23 protein-coding genes and 1 pseudogene are annotated in these 21,546 nt (G+C 64.5%); 7 read left to right on the top strand and 17 right to left on the bottom strand.

Going from position 1 to position 21,546, the window contains the following annotated elements; translation table 11 throughout:
* Positions 1-8 precede the first annotated feature (8 nt).
* The 14 genes from ASF40_RS09565 to ASF40_RS09500 all read right to left on the bottom strand — a co-directional run bounded on the left by ASF40_RS09565 (position 9) and on the right by ASF40_RS09500 (position 11,734).
* The gene (locus tag ASF40_RS09565; RefSeq protein WP_056368462.1) at positions 9-1,223 is read right to left on the bottom strand and encodes an acetyl-CoA C-acyltransferase; all 1,215 of its coding nucleotides are present in this window, start codon (positions 1,221-1,223) and stop codon (positions 9-11) included.
* A gap of 139 nt (positions 1,224-1,362) precedes the next feature.
* Positions 1,363-2,052, bottom strand: a complete 690-nt coding sequence (folE, locus tag ASF40_RS09560; protein ID WP_082496971.1) for a GTP cyclohydrolase I — start codon at positions 2,050-2,052, stop codon at positions 1,363-1,365.
* On the bottom strand, positions 2,049-2,924 hold the full coding sequence (locus tag ASF40_RS09555) for a 3-hydroxyacyl-CoA dehydrogenase family protein (RefSeq protein ID WP_056368458.1): 876 nt from the start codon (positions 2,922-2,924) through the stop codon (positions 2,049-2,051). The genes folE and ASF40_RS09555 overlap by 4 nt, the downstream gene beginning before the upstream one ends.
* On the bottom strand, positions 2,921-3,652 hold the full coding sequence (locus ASF40_RS09550) for an enoyl-CoA hydratase/isomerase family protein (RefSeq protein WP_056368457.1): 732 nt from the start codon (positions 3,650-3,652) through the stop codon (positions 2,921-2,923). Before ASF40_RS09550 ends, ASF40_RS09555 begins: the two co-directional genes overlap by 4 nt.
* On the bottom strand, positions 3,649-4,869 hold the full coding sequence (locus ASF40_RS09545; RefSeq protein WP_056368455.1) for a thiolase family protein: 1,221 nt from the start codon (positions 4,867-4,869) through the stop codon (positions 3,649-3,651). The genes ASF40_RS09550 and ASF40_RS09545 overlap by 4 nt, the downstream gene beginning before the upstream one ends.
* A gap of 2 nt (positions 4,870-4,871) precedes the next feature.
* Positions 4,872-5,621, bottom strand: a complete 750-nt coding sequence (locus ASF40_RS09540) for an alpha/beta fold hydrolase (RefSeq protein WP_056368454.1) — start codon at positions 5,619-5,621, stop codon at positions 4,872-4,874.
* Positions 5,614-6,084 (bottom strand): MaoC family dehydratase, encoded by a 471-nt coding sequence (locus ASF40_RS09535; protein WP_056368451.1) that lies wholly within the window; start codon positions 6,082-6,084, stop codon positions 5,614-5,616. The genes ASF40_RS09540 and ASF40_RS09535 overlap by 8 nt, the downstream gene beginning before the upstream one ends.
* A 39-nt stretch (positions 6,085-6,123) precedes the next feature.
* A complete protein-coding gene (locus ASF40_RS09530; protein ID WP_235560199.1) occupies positions 6,124-7,149 on the bottom strand; it encodes a 2Fe-2S iron-sulfur cluster-binding protein in 1,026 nt (341 codons plus the stop codon).
* Between the two features lie 29 nt (positions 7,150-7,178).
* Entirely contained in the window at positions 7,179-7,658 is a 480-nt protein-coding gene (gene paaD / locus ASF40_RS09525; RefSeq protein ID WP_056368448.1) for a 1,2-phenylacetyl-CoA epoxidase subunit PaaD, read from the bottom strand.
* Positions 7,652-8,383 carry a 1,2-phenylacetyl-CoA epoxidase subunit PaaC gene (paaC, locus tag ASF40_RS09520; RefSeq protein WP_056368446.1) on the bottom strand — a complete coding sequence of 244 codons (732 nt, stop codon included), beginning with the start codon at positions 8,381-8,383 and terminating at the stop codon, positions 7,652-7,654. The genes paaD and paaC overlap by 7 nt, the downstream gene beginning before the upstream one ends.
* Positions 8,380-8,661: a 1,2-phenylacetyl-CoA epoxidase subunit PaaB gene (paaB, locus tag ASF40_RS09515; protein ID WP_056368444.1), complete on the bottom strand. Its 282-nt coding sequence runs from the start codon at positions 8,659-8,661 to the stop codon at positions 8,380-8,382. Before paaB ends, paaC begins: the two co-directional genes overlap by 4 nt.
* A complete protein-coding gene (gene paaA / locus ASF40_RS09510) occupies positions 8,658-9,608 on the bottom strand; it encodes a 1,2-phenylacetyl-CoA epoxidase subunit PaaA (RefSeq protein WP_056368442.1) in 951 nt (316 codons plus the stop codon). The genes paaB and paaA overlap by 4 nt, the downstream gene beginning before the upstream one ends.
* A gap of 81 nt (positions 9,609-9,689) precedes the next feature.
* Positions 9,690-10,304 carry a TetR/AcrR family transcriptional regulator gene (locus tag ASF40_RS09505; RefSeq protein WP_082496970.1) on the bottom strand — a complete coding sequence of 205 codons (615 nt, stop codon included), beginning with the start codon at positions 10,302-10,304 and terminating at the stop codon, positions 9,690-9,692.
* Between the two features lie 68 nt (positions 10,305-10,372).
* Positions 10,373-11,734, bottom strand: coding sequence for an aminomethyltransferase family protein (locus ASF40_RS09500; protein ID WP_200919471.1), 1,362 nt, complete (start codon positions 11,732-11,734; stop codon positions 10,373-10,375).
* Positions 11,735-11,993: 259 nt separating this feature from the next.
* Here ASF40_RS09500 and ASF40_RS09495 point away from each other — a divergent pair, with 259 nt between their 5' ends.
* The 5 genes from ASF40_RS09495 to ASF40_RS09475 are packed head-to-tail and all read left to right on the top strand — an operon-like array spanning position 11,994 to position 16,619.
* Positions 11,994-12,815 (top strand): methylenetetrahydrofolate reductase, encoded by an 822-nt coding sequence (locus ASF40_RS09495; RefSeq protein ID WP_235560198.1) that lies wholly within the window; start codon positions 11,994-11,996, stop codon positions 12,813-12,815.
* A complete protein-coding gene (locus tag ASF40_RS09490; protein WP_056368438.1) occupies positions 12,812-13,699 on the top strand; it encodes a bifunctional methylenetetrahydrofolate dehydrogenase/methenyltetrahydrofolate cyclohydrolase in 888 nt (295 codons plus the stop codon). The genes ASF40_RS09495 and ASF40_RS09490 overlap by 4 nt, the downstream gene beginning before the upstream one ends.
* Positions 13,700-13,709: 10 nt before the next feature.
* A complete protein-coding gene (gene purU, locus ASF40_RS09485) occupies positions 13,710-14,585 on the top strand; it encodes a formyltetrahydrofolate deformylase (protein WP_056369824.1) in 876 nt (291 codons plus the stop codon).
* Positions 14,586-14,612: 27 nt separating this feature from the next.
* Positions 14,613-15,659 (top strand): fumarylacetoacetate hydrolase family protein, encoded by a 1,047-nt coding sequence (locus ASF40_RS09480; RefSeq protein ID WP_056368436.1) that lies wholly within the window; start codon positions 14,613-14,615, stop codon positions 15,657-15,659.
* A 27-nt stretch (positions 15,660-15,686) separates the two neighbouring features.
* A complete protein-coding gene (locus ASF40_RS09475) occupies positions 15,687-16,619 on the top strand; it encodes a VOC family protein (RefSeq protein WP_056368434.1) in 933 nt (310 codons plus the stop codon).
* A 73-nt stretch (positions 16,620-16,692) separates the two neighbouring features.
* Here ASF40_RS09475 and ASF40_RS09470 read toward each other — a convergent pair whose 3' ends face one another.
* The 3 genes from ASF40_RS09470 to ASF40_RS09460 form a co-directional block, all read right to left on the bottom strand.
* Positions 16,693-18,066, bottom strand: coding sequence for an aminomethyltransferase family protein (locus tag ASF40_RS09470; protein ID WP_056368432.1), 1,374 nt, complete (start codon positions 18,064-18,066; stop codon positions 16,693-16,695).
* A 329-nt stretch (positions 18,067-18,395) separates the two neighbouring features.
* On the bottom strand, positions 18,396-19,481 hold the full coding sequence (locus ASF40_RS09465; RefSeq protein ID WP_056368430.1) for an anthranilate synthase component I family protein: 1,086 nt from the start codon (positions 19,479-19,481) through the stop codon (positions 18,396-18,398).
* A 477-nt stretch (positions 19,482-19,958) separates the two neighbouring features.
* A complete protein-coding gene (locus ASF40_RS09460) occupies positions 19,959-20,366 on the bottom strand; it encodes an ester cyclase (RefSeq protein WP_162239852.1) in 408 nt (135 codons plus the stop codon).
* Positions 20,367-20,599: 233 nt separating this feature from the next.
* On the opposite strand from ASF40_RS09460, the pseudogene ASF40_RS21465 reads away from it, so the two are divergent.
* Positions 20,600-20,938 (top strand): annotated as a pseudogene (locus ASF40_RS21465) (ATP-binding cassette domain-containing protein); the annotation flags it as partial.
* 9 nt (positions 20,939-20,947) lie between these two features.
* Complete coding sequence (locus tag ASF40_RS21460) at positions 20,948-21,379, top strand: oligopeptide/dipeptide ABC transporter ATP-binding protein (RefSeq protein ID WP_235560232.1); 432 nt, start codon at positions 20,948-20,950, stop codon at positions 21,377-21,379.
* Positions 21,380-21,546 lie beyond the last annotated feature (167 nt).

The following is a 21,546-nucleotide window of genomic DNA, read 5'->3' as shown; positions in this document are numbered from 1 at the left end:
CCGGGGATTCACGAGACTCGCTCCAAAATCAGGGCCATGCCTTGGCCTCCACCCACGCAGAGAGTCGCGAGTCCGAGGGTGCCACCCGTTCGCGTCAGGCCGTTGACAAGCGTACCGACCAGCCGAACTCCCGTCGCCCCGAATGGATGCCCCAGAGCGATCGCACCACCGTGCGGATTTACCTTCTCCGGGTCGGCGCCGAGCGCGCGAACTGTTGGGACGACCTGCGCGGCGAAAGCCTCATTCAGTTCGATGATGTCGATGTCATCGATGCGCAATCCCAGCCGCTTCAGGAGGGACTCCGATGCCGCGATCGGACCGAGCCCCATAATCTCGGGCGAAAGCGCGGTCGCGCCCGCCCCCAGGATCCGGGCCAGCGGCGTGATTCCCAACTCGCGTGCTCGCGCCGCGCTCATCACGACTGCCGCGGAAGCACCGTCGTTGAGCGGCGTCGAGTTGCCCGCTGTGACCGTGCCGTCTTCGGCGAAAGCGGCGGGAAGACCTTCGAGAACCTCGATCGTCGTGGACGGGCGGATTCCTTCGTCCTCTGAGACATACGTACCATCCACACGCCGGTACGGGACGATCTCATCGGCGAAGTATCCCGCATCGCGTGCGGCGGTGGCACGCATCTGCGAGGCAAGTGCCCACTCGTCTTGATCGCGTCGGCTCGTGCCGGTCAGCCTTGCCGTGAACTCGGCCGTGAGCCCCAACGAGACGTACAGATCAGGCAGGGCGCCGGCTTCCCGCGGATCGCTCCAGATCCGGCCAGATTCGAACACTCGCTTGGTGCGCTCTGCCCACCGGTCAGACCCGGGGTAGAGGCTGCGGGAGATCGGCGGCGTGGAGGAGGTGGACTCCACGCCGCCCACGAGGTACATATCCCCATCCCCCGAACGGATGGCGCGAGCCGCGCTTGCTGTCGCCTCCAGCGATGATGCGCAGAATCGGTTGATCGTGACGCCAGGAAGGGCGTCGTGCCCTGCGAGGACCGCGACGCGTCTGGGAAGGTTGTCGCCCTGGGCTCCCTCCGGAACGGCGATCCCCATGTAGAAGTCGTCGAATTGCGCCTCCGCCTCGGGCACCACTGCGGTCGCTGCCCGCACGGCGGCGAGTGCGAGGTCCTCCGGACGCTCAGCAGCGAGCGCCCCTTTGCGTGCACGACCGAATGGGGTGCGCGCGTAAGAGACGATGACCGCATCCGACGGATTGAGCTTGCTCACGTTTACGACGTCCTTGTCCTGGGTGTTGTCTCACGCGTTGCCCGAGTCTTCTCGCTCCCCGGACATTCAATGCGATACGTACCGATCATGATGACGATGTGAGTGCGTATTGTCAACCTGCGCTACATCGTCCTACTCGTCACGTTGGCCCTATGCTGGCCCACAGCGCGCGCGCATGGGGGTCGTCTACGACGCCCCTCGTCACGACCGTCACGACCTCCGCGCGCGAGGCACCCGGCTCGGTGTACGCAACGCACGCGTGGTAAGCCGTGATGCGCACGAGCACGCTCTCGGGCGCAAGCACCGCGATCAGTGTGTCGGCAACGCGGGCGCCGAGATGCTCCTGCAGTTGCGGCCGCCGGGCCGCTTCACGCACGAGCGCGGCGATCCTCCCGAGCCCGCCAAGGAAGCGGGCCGGGACGTACGCGACGTCTACGTGCCCGGTGAAGGGAACGAGGTGATGCTCGCAGAGCGACTGGAAGGCAATATTGCGCACCGCGACAGCATCTCGAGCGCGGCGTGCCGGCTGATGGTCCTCGCTGGCGGAGCGATCCTGCTCGTAGGGGATGGGTGTTCCGAGCGCGATTGCCGGGTCTCGCCCGATTCCGGCGAACGAGTCTTGGAGAAGGTCGGCCACCCGTTCTGGGGTGCGTAGCAGACCGGAACGCGTCGGATCCTCTCCGAGCGCCGTCAGGAGCTCTCGCACGGCGGCCATGATGCGCTCCCGATTCCGCGGTCCTGGCGCTTCCGACGCGGCCGCGAATGGTATCGGCTCGCGCTTCGGCTCCGATGTGCCCGCTGGGGTGCGAGAGCGCGGCGTCGCGGTCATCTCACCGTATCCTCCGTGTAGTCATAGAACCCTCGGCCGGATTTGCGTCCGAGATGGCCGTCTCTCACCAGGTCGCGCAGGAGCTGAGGCGGTTCGAATCGCTCTCCGAGCGTGGATGCCAGATATTCGGAAATCGCCAGTCGCACGTCTAGCCCGACGAGGTCGCCCGACTTGAGTGGACCGAGCGGGTGTCGATAACCGAGCTCCATCGCCGTGTCGATCGACGCCGCGTCGGCGACACCCTCCTCCAGCATGCGGGTGGCTTCCAGCGCCAGGCAGACGCCCAGGCGGCTTGTGGCGAAGCCGGGGGAGTCCACCACGACGATGTCGGTCTTGCCGAGGTCGGCCACCCACCGGCGGGCCTGCGCGATCGTCTCCGGCGACGTCGCAGCGGTCCGGACGATCTCGACGAGCGCGGACGCGGGCACCGGATTGAAGAAATGCATCCCAAAGAATCGTTCAGGGCGGTCGACGGCCAGGGCCAGTTCGCTGATCGCGATGGAGCTGGTGTTGGATGCGATCAAGGTGTGGTGACCAACGGCGCGACTGATTCCGCTGAGCACCTCGACTTTCAGCGCGGGAGACTCCGGCACTGCCTCTACGACGAGGGCGAGGTCCTGGTCGAGAATGTCGACGGTTTCCACGATCTCTAGGCGCGCGAGCACCTCGTCGGGCTCGGACCCTCCACCGCCGGAGTGGCGCGCGGCGTTGCGCAGCCCGCGAATCACCCGCTCGCGGGCCCCTTCGGGGTCGGAGTTTTCGACCAGGATCACGTCACAGCCGAGCACGGCGAATACCTGAGCGATTCCCGCTCCCATCCGTCCCCCGCCGACGACTCCGATGCGACGAGCCGCCTCGGGCGATGCGTTCATGCTTGTTTCCTTTCGATAAAGGCTTTCATGCGGGCCTTCTTGTCGCCGCTGTCGAACAGCAGAGCCTGGGCAAGGTCGGCCGCCAGTCCCGGGCTGACCTCGTTGCTCCCCACCGCCTTGGTCAGCCGTAGCGCGGCGGGCGAGAACCGGCTGAAGGCATCTACAACGCGGTGCGCCGCCGACTCGTGCTCCCCTGGCGCCGTGAGCTCCATCACAAGGCCGAGGTCGAAGGCTCGTTGCGCGTCGATGCGTCGTCCTGCGAGCAGCACCTGCTTCGCGACCGACGCACCGACCAGCTGAGCAAGACGATAGGTCCCACCAGCAGCCGCGATGATCCCGAGATTCGGTTCGGGGTTTCCGAAAACGGCGGTGGTCGTCGAGATCCGCAGGTCGCACGCGTAGGCCAGCTCCGCTCCCCCGCCGAGCGCGAATCCGCTGACTGCTGCGACAGTCGGAAGCGGAAGTCGGGCGATGCGATCGAACAGCGAGCGGTTGATGCCGTTCAGCGCATCACTGCTCGTGCGAGCGTGAAGCTCTTCGATGTCCGCGCCCGCGGCGAAGTCGTCGCCCTCGCCCATCACGATCAGCGGCTTCGGATCGCGCTCGATGAGGGCGCACACCCCGTGGAGTTCGTCGACCATCTGCGCCGAGATGGCGTTGCGCTGACGGGGGCGGGCGAGGACGGCGACCACCCTGTCTGACATCTCGCTAATCTTCACCGTGGTCATGCTGTCTCCACGAGCATGGCCACGCCCTGACCGACGCCGACGCACAGCGTCGCCAGTCCGCGGTCTGCCTTCTCGCGTTCCATTCTGCCCAAGAGGGTGAGCAGGATTCGCGCTCCCGAGCAACCGAGCGGATGGCCGAGAGCGATGGCACCGCCGTCAGCGTTGACCTTTCGGGCATCCAGCCCCAGCTGTGCCATCACGCCGAGCGACTGCACTGCGAACGCCTCGTTCAGCTCGATCGCCCCGACATCGTCGATGCTCCACCCGGCTCGCTGGAGTGCCTTCTGGGTGGCAGGCACCGGCCCGAGACCCATGAGATGGGGTGCCACCCCGGCGCTGGCGCTGGCGACGATCCGTCCGCGAACGTCGAGTTGGTACCGCCGCACGGCATCGCCGCTGGCGAGTACGAGCGCCGCCGCGCCGTCGGACAACGGCGAAGACGACCCCGCGGTGACCACGCCATCTGGGCGGAACGCGGGCGCCAAGCGCGCGAGCCTTTCGAGAGTGGTTCCCGGCCGGGGCGTCTCATCCTCGTCGACGATCCCGGCCTTCACCGGCACTGCCACGATCTCGTCGCGGAAGCGGCCGGCGGAAATGGCCCTGGCGGCCCGCTGTTGGCTCTGCAACGCGAAGAGGTCGCTTTCCTCACGGCTGATGCCGATGTGTCTCGCGACCTCCTCCGCGGTCTCGCCCATGGACAATGCATAGGGGCCTGTCGCGCCTTCGGGAGACGCAGCCGCGTCATCGTCGTGGGCGAGGAAGGCGAGGTTGGTGAAGCGCCACCCGAGTGCGGTATCGGCGAGCTCGCCGGGTTTCGCCCAGGGCGTGCCCGGCTTCGCCATCACCCAGGGTGCCCGCGTCATGGACTCGACGCCGCCCGCGATGACGACCTCCGCCTCGCCACTTCGGATGGCATGGAACGCGGAGGCTACCGCTGTCAGCCCGCTGGCGCACAGACGATTCACCGTGTATCCGGGTACCGTCTCGGGCAAGCCGGCGAGCAGCACAGCCATGCGTGCCACATTCCGGTTGTCTTCACCGGCCTGGTTCGCGGCGCCGAGCACGACTTCGTCGACGGCATCGAGCGGTATCCCAGCTCGATGCGCCGCTTCGGCGACGACGAGTGCTGCGAGGTCGTCCGGCCGCACCTCGGCGAGCGCACCGCCATATCGCCCTTGCGGCGTTCGCGCGCCGGCCACCAGATAGACGTCATTCATGCTCAAGCCTTCGATGCTGTGTCGGGATGGATCGCAGAGAGAAGAGTCGCTGTCAGCGCATCCGGGCAGGTGAACATCGACTCGTGACTGCCGTCGAACGAGATCCTCGCCGCGCCGGGCAGCCGGTCGCGGAATCGTCTCCAGCCGTATTCGCCGGGCGGCATCGCTAAATCGTTCGGCGAGAAGATGTAGGAGGATGGGATGTCCAACGCTGCGGCATCGACGGCCGACGGCTCTGATAGCGTCCCGATCGGCTGAGGGCTCAGCAGATTGTGGACCATCCGCTGACTGTCGTCTGAGGCGTCTTGCATAAAGCCGGCCTTCCACGCGCCGAGCGACAGCGACACCGAGCGATCGGCGGAGCTTTCCGCCTGCTTCTCGAAGTGGCGACGACTGGACGGCTCGAGCAGGTCGAGGAAGGATTCGCCGAGCTGGGGAACGAAGGCGCTCCAGTAGACGAGTCTGCGCATCCGCGATCCCGCTCGCGGCACCGCCCCGGCCGCGGCGAAACCTCCCCAGCTGTGAGCCACGACGGTGGCATCCGAGATGCCACCGTCTTCGAGGTAGTCGGTGAGGTAGGAGATGCCGTCAGAGAGCGTGACCCCTCGCGGGTCGTCGTTGAAGCCGAGCCCGGGGAAGGTCGGCGTATAGACGGCATACCCGTGTTGCCGGAGACGTGAGGCCACGGCCCGCCATGTCCACCCGGCGTGCCAGGCGCCGGGGACCAGGACGATCGGGCCCAGCTCAGGCATCCGTATCGCCTGAAGGGCGTCGAGTCACGAACAGCGTGAACTCGCCGGTGAAGACATCGAGGCCGTGCTGATTGCGTGCGGTGAGGGCGATGGTCACGGCACCGTTGGTCTGCCGCTCTCGGACGCGGACGACCCGACCCAGAGGAGTGATCGTGTCATCGAAGAAGACGGGGGCGAGGAATCGCATGTCCGTCGCGCCCACGATCGCCTCGACCTGCACGTCGAGGTGAGTAAGACGCTGCGCGATCTGTCCGATGGTGAGCGCGAAGGTGAAGGGGCCGTGGGCGACGCGCTGGCCGAACGGCGTCTTCTCGGCGGCGACCTTGTCGACGTGCAGCTTGTAGAAGTCTCCGACCAGCCCGGCGTACGCGACCACGTGAGATTCGGTCACGGTGACGGTGCTGCCTTCGAGCTCGTAGCCTTCAGCGAGGTCTTCAAAGTAGAGGGGGGGTGTGCCGATCATGGCGGTCTCCTTTTCCGTGGTGTGAACGATGAGTCGGCCTCAGCGGTCGAAATCGACCGCGACCTTTTCTGACGTGGGGTAGGCCTGGCATGTCAGGACATATCCCGCCTCGCGCTCGGGTTCCTCGAGCGCGTAGGAGCGGACCATCTCAGCGCTGCCCGACACCAGCAAGGCACGGCACGTGCCGCAGACACCGCCCCGGCAGGCGTAAGGCGCGTCCGGTCGCGCACGGAGCACGGCGTCCAGTACCGTCTCTTGCTCGGAAGCCACCTGAACGGTGAGCCGTCTGCCCGAGAGCGTCGCCGTGACCTCGGGGTTCCGGGTGGACTCGCTCGTGACCGCCCGCACGGGTAGCGCTGGCGCGTCGTCGACGAAAAACACCTCATGGTGAATCGACGTGGCGGGAACGCCATGCGCGGCGAGCGCTTCACGCGCGGATTCCACGACTCCGAACGGACCACACAGGAACCAGGAGCGGACGCCTTCGAAGCTCGGTGCGAAACGCTCGAGCAACTCGTCGATCTTGCCCCGGTCGAGACGGCCCGTCAGCACGTCACTCGCTTGCTGCTCCCTAGACAGGACGTGATGGACCTCGAACCGATCCGGATGCTGGTTCTTGAGGTCTTCGAGGTCCTCCAGGAACATGACCGTCGATGTGGCACGGTTGCCATAGATCAAGACGAAGCTCGAGCCAGGCTCGGCTTCCAGGATGCTCGCTGCAAGCGACATCACGGGCGTGATTCCGCTACCCGCAACGATCGCCGCGTACCGGTTCCGGTTCTCAGCGTCCGGGTGCAGTGTGAAGGTGCCCGTCGGCGCCATGACGGGGATCTGATCGCCCACCTTCAGCTGCCGGTTGATCCAGGTTGACACCGCACCGTCGGGTACCTCTTTGACGCCGATGCGCAGCGTCGCCTTGCCGGCCACCGACGCAATCGAGTACGTCCGCCGGATACCGTCGTGAAGCACCACGAGGTGCTGGCCCGGAGTGTGCGCGAACTCCTCGCGCTGGTCATCGGGAACGTCGAGCGTGACGGCGACGGAGTCGTCCGTCAGACGTTCCACGCGGGAGACTCTCAACAGTCGAATGCTCATCAGTGCGCCTTGAAGTGATCGAACGGCTCACCGCAGGCGGCGCAGATGAACTGTGCCTGGCATGCTGTCGAGCCGAAGCGGGAATGCTCTCGCGTGTTGACCGACCCGCAGTGTGGGCAGCGAACACCAAGCTGGACGAGCGTGGGTCCCCCGCTGGCGGTATGGCCGGGGGGTGCGATGCCGTACTCCGCCAGGCGCCGTTTGGCGTCTTCGCCCATCCAGTCTGTGGTCCATGCCGGTGACAGAACCGTTCGCACATCAACGTGGTCGAACCCTGCCTCGTGCAACGCCGCCTCGATGTCCGCAGAGATCATCGACATTGCGGGGCAGCCCGAGTACGTGGGGGTGATGGTGACGATGACTGTCGATCCTTCGATCTCGACGTTGCGAAGGATTCCCAGGTCATCGATCGTGAGTACCGGGATCTCGGGATCAATCACGCGCGCCACCGCCGAACGCGCGGCTGCGAGGGTCACCAGGACGCTCCGGGGTACGCCTGGCGTACGGAGCGCATGTCGGTCAGAAGGTCGCGCAGGTGGGGCGTATGCCGACCACGGCGCCCGCCCGTCTGGGCCGACGCGGCTGCCGGCGGAGAGAGGGTGGCACGGGTGAGGATCTCATCCACTGCAGACCCCCACGCCGAGCGGAACGTGCGTGGATCCACGCCCGCGGCAAGGTCCACGTCATCAGCCTCGAACATCTCGTCCACGTAGGGCCACAGTTCATCGAGCGCCGCTTGCGCTCGCGCGTGGCTGACTTCCGTGCCGTCACCCAGCCGCACCACCCACTGTTGTGCGTGATCGAGGTGGTATGCGCCTTCCTTGACCGCCTTCGCCGCGACACCGGCCACGATCGCATCAGCGTGGGTGGCAAGGGCTTCGTACCGGGCCAGTTGGAAGGCGGAGAAGAGCAGTTGCCGCACCATCGTCGCGGCGAAGTCTCCGTTCGGCTGCTCAACGATCAGGAGGTTCGTGAAGTCCTCGACATCTCTGTCGAAGGCCAACTCGTCCTCGTCGCCGACAGCGCGGAGAAGGGGCCGCGCCTGTCCGAGCAGATCGAGCGCCATGTTCGCGATCGCGAGCTCTTCCTCGATCTGTGGCGCGCGGGTGATCCACAGGCTGAGCTGCTGCCCGAGGACGAGCGCGTCGTCAGCGAGGCGGAGACTGTACTGCTGCGTGAGGTTGAGGGCTGCGGAGTCGTTCACAGGTGCCCCAGGTCGTCGGGTACGGGATAGAACGTCGGATGGCGGTAGAGCTTGTCGTGCGCGGGGTCGAAGAACGGGTCCTTTTCCTCCGGGGAGGATGCAGTGATGTCGGCGCTGCGAACCACCCACAAGGACACCCCTTCCGCACGGCGGGTGAAGATGTCGCGACCGTTGCGCAGCGCCATGTCGGCGTCGGGCGCGTGCAGGCTGCCGACATGCTGATGCGCGAGTCCGCGGCGAGGTCGTACGAAGACCTCCCACAGTGGCCAGTCCGTCATGCCGAGAGCCTTTCGTCCTGCTTGCGCGCATACGCCTCGGCGGCCTCTCGCACCCAGGCACCCTCGTCGTGGACACGCTGGCGATGAGCGATGCGCTCCTTCCCCAGCGGTCCCCCGTCCTGCATGACCGACTTGAAGTCCTCCCAGTCGATCTCGCCGAACTTGTAACAGCCCGCGGACTCGTCCCAGCGCAGCTCAGGGTCCGGAACGGTCAGACCGAAATGCTCGATCTGCGGAACCGCCTGGTCGACGAAGCGCCGGCGCAACTCGTCGTTGCTGAAGCGCTTGATTCCCCACGCCATGGACTGCTTGCTGTGTGACGAATGCCGGTCCGAAGGACCGAACAGCATCAGACATGGCCACCACCACCGGTCGACCGCGTCTTGTACCATCTGCTTCTGTTCGTCGGTGCCGGCCATCATCGCCTGGATGAGGTCGAAGCCCTGACGCTGGTGGAAGCTTTCCTCCTTACAGACGCGTACCATCGCGCGAGCGTAGGGGCCGTATGAGCACCGGCTCAATGGGACCTGGTTGACGATCGCGGCGCCGTCTCCGAGCCACCCCATCACTCCGACGTCCGCCCACGAAAGCATGGGGTAGTTGAAGATCGTGGAGTACTTCTGCTTGCCGGTCAGCAGCATCTCGAACAGGTCATCGCGCGCGACACCCAGGGTTTCCGCCGCGGAGTAGAGATAGCTTCCGTGGCCGGCCTCATCCTGGACCTTTGCGATCAGGATCGCCTTCCGATGAAGCGAGGGCGCCCGAGATATCCACTCGGCCTCAGGCTGCATACCGATGATCTCTGAGTGCGCGTGCTGGGAGATCTGCCTCACGAGGGTCGCCCGATAACCCTCGGGCATCCAGTCCCGCGGCTCGACAGCGTCGCCCCGCGCGATGCATTCGTCGAAAGCGAGAGCGAGATCATCATCGTTCGAAGTCTTCGTCATTGAACTTCCCTAACTGAACGTCCGGTTAGTTCTACTATACGAAACGCCTCGTATCGTGTCAATGCGTGTGTGTGCGGTCGATCAGGGGTTCAAGCCGTCGAAGGCGAGAGTCAACATCGCATCCGCTATGGAGCGGGCGTCCGCTGGGCCATCCCGTCTCAGCCATTCCGTCATAGACGTCTCGACTCCGAGCAGAAGGCGTGCGACGAGGTGCGGGTCCAGGTCCGAGCGGATGCCGCCTTCGTTCATCGCCGCGACCACGACATCCGTCAGCCGCCGCGTGAGTTCGCGCCGGCGCTCGAGCGCGTGGAGTTCGATCTCGCTGTTGCCGCGCAGCCTGAGCAGAAGGGCGACCTCAGGAAGGAGGTCGAATTCGACCTCTACCGCCCGGCGGAGGATGTAGCGCAATCGTTCCGCCGCTGGACCACGTGTCGCAGGCTCCTCCTCGAAGACCGCGTCGAGCGCATCCAGTCCACGGGCGAGGCCTCGGCGGAGAAGTTCGGGCTTTCCGCCCGGGAAGTGATGATAGAAGTTGGACTTGTGCGTCCCTGCGGCACGCGCCAGGTCTTCCATCGAGGTCTCGCTGAAACCGCGCTCGAGAAAAATGCCCAGAGCGAGGTCAAGGAGCGTCTCCGCGTCCCATCCTTTGTGACGGGGCGGCCCATCGGGGGTGGTCGAACTCCGCGCGCGAGACACGCCGATAGCGTAGTCGAGGGCCGGCGGTGTGGAGTCCCGCGCCGACCCTCGACTACGCTGCCCGCCTGTCAGTCGGCGTCCCTGATGTTCTTGGTGAAGTAGGGCGCCGGCGCTACGGTCACCCGGATGCGCCGGACCTCCTGGGCGTCCGAGTGCGCCGTCTGCACGTCGGGGTTGCCCCAAAGAAGGACGAGCTCCGTACCGACCTCGGCATGAGTGATGTCAATGACGGCGGTCGAGATGACTCGGCGTGCGTTGTCGCTGAAGCTGCTCCACTGCGAGATGCCGACCTGGCTTCCGTCCGGCCCCTGAACGACATCCGAGGGGTAGAAGGCGTAGTGAGGCACGGGAAGCGACAGCGTCTGACCCTTCTGCTCACCGAAGAAGCCCGCGGCAATCGCACTGACGACATCCTCGTCGTTCCATTCGAGGGTCACCTTGCGCCGACGCTGGTTCTCGAATCGCTCACGCAGAGCGTCGCGACCGACGAACTCGCGGTTCCAGTCGATGAAACCGCCGTAGCCGGCCTCGATCGGGTCGATGTAGTAGTCCTCGATATCGGTCGACGTCATGCTCCCTGCCAGTGACCCGAGTGCTGCCAGCGAGTACGGGCCAAGCCACTCCCGATACTCCTGCAGATCCGGGTGGGTGTACACAGCGGGAAGCGGGACGGGCATCCAGGAGGACTCCTGACTCGACGTGCCGTACGCGAGCGCGCCGACCTTGCGCAGGCCGAATCGCTGACCGACCTGCTCGATCGCTGCGCGCACGATCTCCTGGTCTTCCCACGGGCCGTAGATCTCGAATCCGGGCGATCCCGCCATGCCGTGTCGAAGCGCGCGCACCTTCTTCCCCGCGATGCTGAGTTCCGCGATGTGGAAGAACTTGACCGACGGCAACTCGCCTTCGACGAGCTCAGCCATGAGGTCGTGAGCCAACGGTCCCTGCAGCTGTACCCGGAAGACGTCACGCGGGATCTGCGGTCCGTACCAGTTCGGGTTGACTGTGGCGGTGACGTCCTTTGTCGACTTCAGGACGTTGAAGTAGATCCAGTCGGTGTCGCCGCAGATGCGGTAGAAGTCCTCCTCTTCATGGAAGATGATCGCGTCGGCGATGAGATTGCCATCGGGCCCCGCCACAACGAGCTGCTTCGCACGAAGCACGGGGAACGGATCGAGCTTGTTGACCACGATCTCCTCCAGGAACGGGATCACCTCGGATCCACGGAGGTGGAGTTCGGGCATGTGGTAGGACAGCTCAAGCAACGCGACGGTGTTCAGCCATGCGCGCTGCTCGTCCCTCCACGACGAGTACTCCTTCGGGTATCCCGGAGGGTCGAACTTTCCCAGGGGCGCCTGACGGAGCAGGTTCACCGCCCCCCCGGCCGCCTCGATCATGCTCTCGAGGCTTGGCTGCACGACATCGGTCACTGTTTCTCCTTCGAATCAGGTCGCCCCGAGCCGCTCAGCGCCGCGATAAGCGGCGTGGCACTTACGTCAAGGCTGGCGGGTGTTGAGGATCAGACTACCCGAAACGATACGCACTGTATATATTGGGTTCCACGCGTCGCCGCCGATGTCGAGACGCACTCAATGAAGATTCGTCTCGAAAGCCAGAGGTCCCATGGTCAGTTCAACATCTAGTGGTCTGAGTGCGGCGGCACGCCTCGTCGCCGGTTACTCCATCGAGATGACCGGTGCCGACGTACCCGCTCTTCTCGCCGCGCGCGATCTGATCCCGGCGAACACGCTCGTGAATATCACTTTCCTGAGCAACGAGACCAGCGAGGCGCGGGTCGAGGCTGCTCGTACGGTCATCGAATGCGGACTGACGCCGGTTCCTCACATTGCGGCAAGACGGCTGCGATCTACTAACGAGCTGAACGAGATCCTCGCGGCGCTCCAGGAGGTGGGCGCGACCGAGCGGCTGTTCCTCATCGGAGGCGATCCGGCCTCAGCGATCGGCCCGTTTGACAGCTCGGCCGACATCATCGAATCCGGCGTGCTCAGCAGCTTCGGCGTGAAGCAGGTGGGGATCGCCGGCTACCCTGAGGGACATCCCGCCATCCCTCAGGATGCGCTGTGGCTTGCGCTTCTCCACAAAAGCCAGTTGTTGAGGGAGCAAGGCCTCGAGCCGAACGTCGTCACCCAGTTCGCCTTCGACGTAGAGCCGGTGGTCAAGTGGATCGGACTTGCTCGTCAGAAGGGGCTCGAGGCCGGCATCCGTATCGGCACCCCCGGCCCAGCCGGGGTCAAACGACTTCTGTCCTTCGCGCGACGCTTCGGCGTCGCGTCCAATGCCACCATCGTCAGAAAATACGGCTTCTCCCTTTCCAATCTGCTCGGGAACGCGGGCCCGGATCGGTTCGTGTCAGATCTGGCAGCACGTCTCCAAACCGAACTGCCATCTGAGCAGGTGAAGCTCCACTTCTATGCGTTCGGCGGCTTGGGCGCCACCGCCTCGTGGGCGAAGCAGTTCGTCGCCGAGGACGCCTCCGAGGAGCGCTCATGACCGCCCACGTGCTGGACGGTGTCGGCACCGCGACAGCGATCAAAGAGGATCTTCGACAGCGGGTGGACGCGCTTCGTGCACGTGGAGTGCTGCCCGGCTTGGGAACCTTGCTCGTGGGCGACGACCCGGCGTCGCGGTCGTATGTCACCGGAAAACACCGCGACTGTGCAGAGATCGGGGTGGAGTCTATTCGTATCGAGCTCCCCGCGGATTCGTCGGATGACGACGTCCGCGCGGCCGTTCGAGATCTGAATGCCAACCCGGCGGTGACGGGCTTCATCGTCCAGCTGCCGCTGCCGCGGGGTATCCGACAGAACGACGTCATCTCGCTGATCGATCCGGAAAAAGATGCAGACGGGCTGCACCCGGTCAACCTCGGCCGTCTTGTGCAGGCGGTCGATGGAGCTTCGAGTGCGACCGTTCTCCCGTGCACACCTATGGGCATCCTCGAACTCTTGGGCCGCTATGGGATCGACATGGACGGAAAGAACGTGGCGGTCGTCGGACGCGGGCTGACGGTGGGTCGCCCGCTGGGGCTTCTTCTGACCATGAAAGGGGTCGACGCCACCGTCACACTCTGCCATTCCCGAACTCGGGACATTCCCGGAGAAGTTCGGCGCGCCGACGTCGTCATTGCGGCTGCCGGTGTGCCCCACTTGGTCAAGCCGGACTGGGTTAAGCCTGGAGCGGCCGTGATCGACGTCGGCGTGACGCGCGTCGGCACCTCCCCTTCCGGGCGCGCGAGACTCGCGGGTGATGTCCACCCCACGGTCGCCGACGTGGCGGGCTGGCTCTCACCGAATCCCGGAGGCATCGGTCCGATGACGAGAGCGATGCTCGTTGCCAATGTCGTCCGCGCTGCCGAGCGCGGTTCTGACCTGTGAGGAGAACAACATGACCACGGAACCCGTCCCCAGCTGCGCCACCGCATGCCTGATTGTCCACGGGCCTGACAAGCCCGGTATCGTCGCCGCGATCTCCTCTCTGATCGCGCGCAACGATGGCAACATCGTCACGCTGGACCAGTACTCCGACAACGCCGACGGCGGCGCGTTCTTCCAGCGCGTCGTGTTCGCCCACCGCGAGTTGCGTACGGCGCTCCCGGTAATCGAGGAGGACCTGGCGCGGACTCTGAAACCGCTCGGCTTGGCGTGGTCACTCACGGATCAGTCTGCACCCAAGCGCATGGCGATCCTTGCATCGAAGTCCGACCATTGTCTGCTAGAGCTCCTGTGGCGCCACCGGCAAGGGAAGCTTCCCGTTACGATCCCGATGGTCATCTCGAATCACACCGACGTCGTTGAGGACGTGCGCTCCTTCGGGATTCCCTTCTTCCATGTTCCCTCCGCCGGTCCCGACAAGTCCGAGGCCGAGGCGCGCATCCTTGAGCTGCTGCGAGGAAACGTCGACTTCGTGGTCCTGGCACGCTACATGCAGATCATCTCGGACGACTTCCTCACCTCGCTCGCGGTTCCCGTGATCAACATCCACCACTCCTTCCTTCCCGCGTTCGTTGGCGCGGCGCCGTACCGCCGCGCGAAGGAACGCGGGGTGAAGCTCATCGGCGCCACATCGCATTACGTCACGAAGGACCTGGATGAGGGCCCGATCATCGAGCAAGACGTCGTGCGGGTAGACCACTCGCAAAGCGCCATCGACCTTCAGGGGCGTGGCGCGGACGTGGAGCGAGCAGTGCTTGCCCGCGCCGTCCTCTGGCACGCCGAAGACCGAGTCATCCGCCATGGCAACCAGACCATCGTCTTCGCATGATGACAGAAACTGAGAAAGGCATTGAAGATGGCAGAGATTGACCCCACCACCGGGCTTGCCGTAGGCACGTTCGGTCTGGCTCGGCTGAAGGAGGCGAGCCGGGTATTCCACGCGCTCGTCAGACCGGACGGCGACGTCGTCGACATCTCGAACGACTATCCCGACCAGGATGCGATCTACGGTGACTGGGATCGCACCTTCGAACAGCTGAGCCACGTCGCCGGCACGACTCGCGCCACCGGGACGCCGGTGAGCGACTACGAAATCTGCGCGCCCGTCGTTCGTCCGCAGATCTTCTGCGCCGGTTCCAACTACGCGCAGCATGCGGCCGAGATGTACACCTTCAACGAAGGCCACTATCAGACCGATCGGCGCGACGGAGAAAGCGACGGCGACTTCTACGAGCGCAACCTCGAGTTCGTCACCAAACGCCGCGCCAAGGGGATGCCGTTCATCTGGCTGGCATCACACGGGTCGCTCGTGGGGCCGGAGGACGACGTCGTGCTCCCGCAGGTCGGGCATGGCCACGATTGGGAGGCAGAGCTCACCGTCGTGATCGCGGGGGGTGCTCCGCGTTATCTCGACCCAGCCGAAGCCGCGAACTACATCGCGGGGTACACCATTGGTAACGACATGCACACGACCGAACTGTTCACCCGTCACGACACGAAGTGGAACGCGGACTGGATCGCGAAGCAGCAGCCCACCTTCAAGCAGGCAGGCCCGTTTGTCGTTCCGCGCCAGTTCTTCGCTGATCGCACCGAACTGGTGATCCAGCTGGACGTCAACGGCGAATCGAAACAGGATTGGCCCGCCGATGACATGATCTTCTCCCCCGAGGAATACCTGTCCTATGCGTCTGAACGGCTTCCGCTGCTTCCGGGTGACTTGCTGATGATGGGCTCTCCCCCCGGGAACGGCGCATTCCACAGCCAATTTCTCAAAGCCGGGGATGTGATGGACATCCGAATCTCAGGTCTCGGCGCGCAGCATCACCGCCTGGTCGCCGAGGAAACCCTGGGAAGGACGCCATTCTATGGACTGCCCCCCATCGACCCGCCCGCCTCCAAGTAACCGCACATCCCAAGGAAGGAATGAGCAATGCCTCGTATTGAACACCCGATCGTCGATGACGCCGCAACAGTTCAGTGGAAAGGTCCCCTCGCTGGGACGGACCACACCGTCATCCGCGTCCCGGACCTGGACGCTGCCATTGCCTGGTACGAACAGCTCCTCGGACTGGTCGTCTCAGAACGCAGCAGCAAGCGCGCCTATCTCGCCAGCCCCGTCACCGGCCACATCGTGCTCGGCCTATCGGAGGGCGGGCTGGGACTGGACTACCTGAGCTTCCGCGCGCGCACCCCGGATGCGTTCCAGGCGATCGCCGCGAAGTTGGACAATTCCGACGTCCGGATCGCCGTCTCGGACAGCGACACACGCCCCGGCGTCGACCAGTCGCTGCGACTGACGCTTCCGACAGGTCACCTCTTCGAAGTGACTCAGGCCGAGCTTCCCGCCGCAGCACCGGTAGAGGGCGCGTACCGCCCTGGATCTATCGACGTCCGCACGAGCCACTCGCAGCTGCGCACGACCGACGTGAAGGGCCTGACCGACTTCCTCGGCTTGATGGGCTTCCGGAGCAGTGCATTTGTGGCGACGCCGAACGCCGAGGGCTTCCTCCTGCAGTTCCTCCGCGTCAACGACTACCACCACCAGCTCGCGATCCTGACCGGACATGCAGGCACGCACCACGTCGCCCTTGAGGTTGATGAGGCCGACTTCTGGAAGCTGCTCGACAACCTCACCGTCACCAAGTTCGCTGCCGAGTACGGACCCCTGCGCCACCACGAGGGCAACATGGTGTCTCTGTACATCCGTGATCCGTTCGGCAACCGGCTCGAACTCACCGGCACGATGGAGCGGGTCGGGTTCGACTACCGCCCGGCGCCCGCAGCGCACGAGTTCTGGTACCACATGAACATGTGGGGACCGCAGCCTCCCGAGACCTGGCAGCAGGAATGGATGGACGTCTGACCTGACGCGTTTCACGAACGCACGAAGCGGCGGCAGCTGAAAAGCTGCCGCCGCTTCGTCGGTCTCGTTGAACTCAGTGCGAGCTCGCCACCTCAGCCTCCTGAATACCGGAGGGAATCGTCGAGAGATCGAACTTCCGGTTGCTGGGGAGGTCGAGGTACGGGAACCGCTCAACAGTCGCTCGGATGCGCTTGATGCGCCTGCCGGCATCACCCCATTCGATGATGACTTCGGTCCCCACTTCGCTCAGCGGAATGTCGATCGTCGACAACGAGAGCATCTCGCGGTAGTAGTACGAGTAAGCCACGGCCGAGGATACGCCGACGAACTCGTCGCCGACGATCACCCGGTCGGCATGAAGGTCGGTCGGGACCTGCGGGGTAAGCGGGAACTCGAAGTTGCGGTACTCTTCACCCTTCTCGAACTGAGACGCGAAGACATCCAGGACGTCCTCCTTGTTCCAGCGCAGCGTGACCGTCTTCCGTCGCGGATTCGCCGCTTCGGCTTCGACAGCCTCGCGACCCAGGAAGTCATGATCGAACTTGGCCATCCAGCCCCAGTTGACTTCGAACGGTGTGCGCAGACGCGAGGCGAGATCCTCGGGTCCGACGCTTCCGGTGAGCCGGAACGCCTTGGTAAGGCGCCGCTCTCCCCACTGAGCCGCGAAAGCGAGGAAGGCAGGGTCCGCCACGGCTGACGGGGCGAACAGTCCCCCCATCTGCGGGAATCCACCTTCGGTGTGGTTGACGAAGTATGTGCGCCATCCGGTGCGCTTGATTCCGAACTCCTGACCGGCCTGGTAGACGGCGTCGTACACCGCCGCGCTCGCATCCCAGGGTCCTCGCAGCTCGTACGCCAGTGTGCCGGCCATTCCGATGCGCGAGAGTTCGATCTCGATCTCGGCGTCGATTCCGGGGACGCTGACGGGGCGCACGTCCAGGAAGTTGACGTCGCGAATGTCGACGCCGAGCAACCGCTCGATGACCTGTACGGAACGGGGCCCCGCGATCTGAAGGATGAACACCTTCCGCCGCTCGACAGTAACGTCCAGACCCATGCGCTCCGCCTGGTAGGCGCTCCAGGGGAACGAGCCGAACTGGCGGAAAGAATCCTCGGAGCTTCGGATGGTGAGGCCGTGATTGGCGATGTATCCCCGCTCATCCGTCTGCACCAGGTGCTTGGATGTGCCGATTCTCCAGTTCGCGAGGGAGTTGATGCTGGTCCGCGACAGCAACTCCTGGGCCTGCGGGCCGCTGTAGGTGATCTCGTAATCGCCGCCGAGGTGTGACCCGATGTAGGCACCCTCCTTCCAGGCGAGCGATTCCTCCTTCCAGCCATCGCCCTCCCAGATGTGCATCTCACCCAAGATGTCGGCATAGGTGGTGATGTCCGGATAGTCGGGAACCTCTCGGACTGTCAGACGTGCTGACCCCTGGTCGTCGTTCATGGTGTGCCTTTCATCGCCGTTGATCGCAGAAGCACGGGCTCTCTATTCGAAACGCCTCGTATCGAACAACAATACTCGACTTGGCGTGTTCCGTGAAGCGTGAGGACTACCTCTAACCGCGACTGGATCATCGACGCATCGACTCATGCCATCACCGGTCGTCCGCGCGGAGCCTTGGCGACGTACGGCGTGAGGCGGGTAGGCCTGGCTCTTCACAGACACCACGCAGCAGCGGGGCAGTGACGTCCCGTGTGGTGGTGGGAGATTTCGCGGGGTTCTCAGTGCCGTAGAGCCAGAGTCGCGTTTGCCCGCCCGGGGAGAGGCGGTCGTTAGTGCGGTAGCGCGGTCCTGCGCACGCTCGGTGCGGCTGGCTGGGGTTCTATGTTGGAGATGGCGTTGAGTAGGGCGCGGGCTTTGAGGTGAATCTCTTCGACTTCCTCGTGAGGAATGGAAAGGGCTGTGATTCCGCCTCCGGTGCCGATTACTGCTTTGTCGGGAGTGCAGACGATCGTGCGGATGGTCATGGCGAAGTCGGCTACACCGTCGTATCGCAGGTATCCGAAGGCCCCGGCATACAGTCCTCGTGGCCCGCATTCGGTCTGCTCCAGGATCTCGATCGCGCGGCGTTTGGGCGCGCCGGTCATTGACCCCGCGGGAAAGCAGACGGCGAGCGCGTCTAGCGTGTCGCAGTGTGGGCGGAGTTGACCTTCTATTGTGCTGACAAGTTGGTGGACCTGCGGGTGTGATTCGACCTCGAGCAGCCGGGTGACTCCGACGGTAGCTGGGTCGCAGACTCGGCTGAGGTCGTTGCGCATCAGATCGACGATCATGATGTTCTCTGCACGTTCCTTTACGTTCTCCTGCAGTTCGGCGCGCAGCCGTTCGTCGTCCTCGGGGTTGCTCGAACGCGGGCGCGTTCCCTTGATAGGGCTGGTCGAGACGACCCGTTGCTCGTCGACGGTGAGGAATTGCTCGGGCGAGGTGCTCAGCATCCAGGTGTCACCGATACGGATGAGGCCGCTGCGGCTTGTGCCGTTGGTGCGGCGCAACCGTCGGTAGACAGGCAGCGGATCGATCTGGCCGTGCACAGTGACACGCGTGGTGAGGCAGAGCTGGTACGCGTCGCCCGCCCGAATGTGATCTTGGCACGCGAGAATCTTCGCGGCGTACTCGCGGTCGGCGTCATGCCATTGCACGTCGGTAACCTTGTTGCCCGCGCCTCTGACCGGGGAGGACTGTACGCCGCGAAGCCGACTCCGCATCGCACTAACACGCTTCCGCAATTCCTGTGCTGACAGGTTTCGGGTGATGAGTATGACGTTCCCGTCGGGATCGATAGAAAGCGCCTCGCGAACCTCGATGAAGGATGTCTGTTGGCCGTCGACGCGGCCGACATCGACACCAATTGTCTCCATCCCGAGGTCGTAACTCAGCCAGCCGACGAAGCCCAGGACTGAGCTCTCTGCATCGCGAACTCGTTCTGAGGCGCCACGTAAGCAACTCAGAACGGGTGATCCGAGCTCGAGACGGTCGCCAACCCCGATGTAACTTGGTCGAGTGTTCCCGCCGTCGAGCCAGAACGCTCCACCCGCGGTTGTCCCGAAGAGGGCTTCTACGGCGGCTTCGGCAGTGATGCCTGTTGCGATGGGTGTGAGAGACAGGTCAGTGATGGGTCGACTCCTCGGGGCAGCTGGCCGCTTCAGGTGGGGGCCAGACTCCTCGGTACGTGGCTGGGGCGAGCCGCGACCGTGCGATTGACCCAGTCGAACGAACAGGCCGGCACCAGCACGCAGAACCGTCACGCACGAACGAGCAATCGACGCCCATCGATTGCAGTCCCGCTGTCGACCCCGAACGGTTGCTTCGTGCGCCGCCACCTGGTCGTAAGGGTTCTAAGCCGTGAGTTGCTGCATCATCCCAGCGACATCGTTCAGGCGCCAGACCTCAGAGATCTTGCCGTTCTCGATTCGAAGAAACTGGACCTGCTCGATGTCGATCTCGCGTCCGTCGGGTGAGAAGCCGAAAAACTCCGCGAGGATCTTCATTCGTGCCCGCGCGCGGACCGCGACGGTGTCACCCTCGGCAACCATGTCGATGATGTCGAACGCAATCTCCACCCTGGAACCCATGAACTCGAGATGTTCCTCCATCCCGGCGAGCCCCTGGCGACCATTCGGAAGGGTGTCGGCCGGAAGCAGCACGTCATCGGCGAGAACATCGGCGAGAGCTCCGCGCGCGGTGCGCGGATCCAGCTCGATGAAGAGTTGGCGAACAACATCCTTGTTTGATTCAGCGGTCAACTTCATCTTCCTTCATGCGTACGGGGTCTATTACCCGAAACGATACGTAGTGTATCGAGTGACGGTCATAAAGGGAAGCGATGTCTCGAGTGTGTCGCGCCAACGATCGCTTCTACGCTTGACGCTCGCGCACAGCGGTCATTGCTATGTGGGCACATGGTGGCGTCAGACCCGTGCGTGCTGGATGATCGATTCAGAGTTGCCGCAAGCGGCAAGCGGCAAGCGGCTGACGGATGTGTGTGAACCGCGTTCACATCTCAAATAGAAGAGGCCGGCGAGGATCACGGCCGCCCGCTTCCGGCGCACCTCGAACGCGTCACCTTCGAGCCGTCTTCCAGGACCCCAGTTCTTCCTTGAACCCGCGGCTAAGTGTCGGCAGCACGTTGATAGAGCCGTTGCGGCTTCGAGGCATCGCGCGCCCCGAGGCGTGGCGCCGCGCGCAAAGCCTGCTGGAAGAGGTTGGTCTTCCTGCGGAAGCGGTTGATAGGTATCCCGCTCAGTTCTCGGGAGGACAGCGCCAGCGGATAGCGATAGCTCGAGCGCTCATCTGCGAACCGTCGGTGGTCGTTTGCGACGAGGCCGTGAGCGCGCTCGACCTCTCCACTCAAGCTCAGGTCCTGAACCTCTTAATCGATCTACGCGAGCGACACGGCCTGAGCTACCTCTTCATCACCCATGACATCACAGTTGTGCAGCGCATGGCGCACCGAATCGTTGTGCTCTATCGAGGCCAGGTCATGGAAACTGGGCCGGTGGCGGAGGTTACACGTGCGCCGAAACACCCGTTCACACAGGCGCTGATCGCGGCATCGCCGGTGCCGCGGCCAGCGGAGCAGGCGCAGCGGCGCGAACTACGCGAGGCGATGGGCGTGAAAAGCGCGGCTGCGGCATCTGATGTTACGGGCGGGTGTCCCTTCAGCCAGCGTTGCCCGCTGGCTACTGAGCTCTGCCGCGAGCAGCGCCCTGGGCTGCGCCGGATTGACGGCGTCGATGTGGCCTGTCACTACGCGTGAGTCGCGTGGCCAACGAGTGCAAATGCCGAAGCATCATGTGGACGAGCTGCTGGCATGCACGGCTGCTCGTCGCTGCGGCAGAATCCCCAGAAGATGCTGCTCGGAGGAGGGACACTCGGCGGCATCGCCGCTCCGCGACACCTAGGGTCACCGGCGGTGCCCCCCCC

The organism is Microbacterium sp. Leaf288 (assembly GCF_001422925.1).
GTDB lineage: Bacteria > Actinomycetota > Actinomycetes > Actinomycetales > Microbacteriaceae > Microbacterium.
This window is presented reverse-complemented; position numbering and strand designations above follow the sequence as displayed.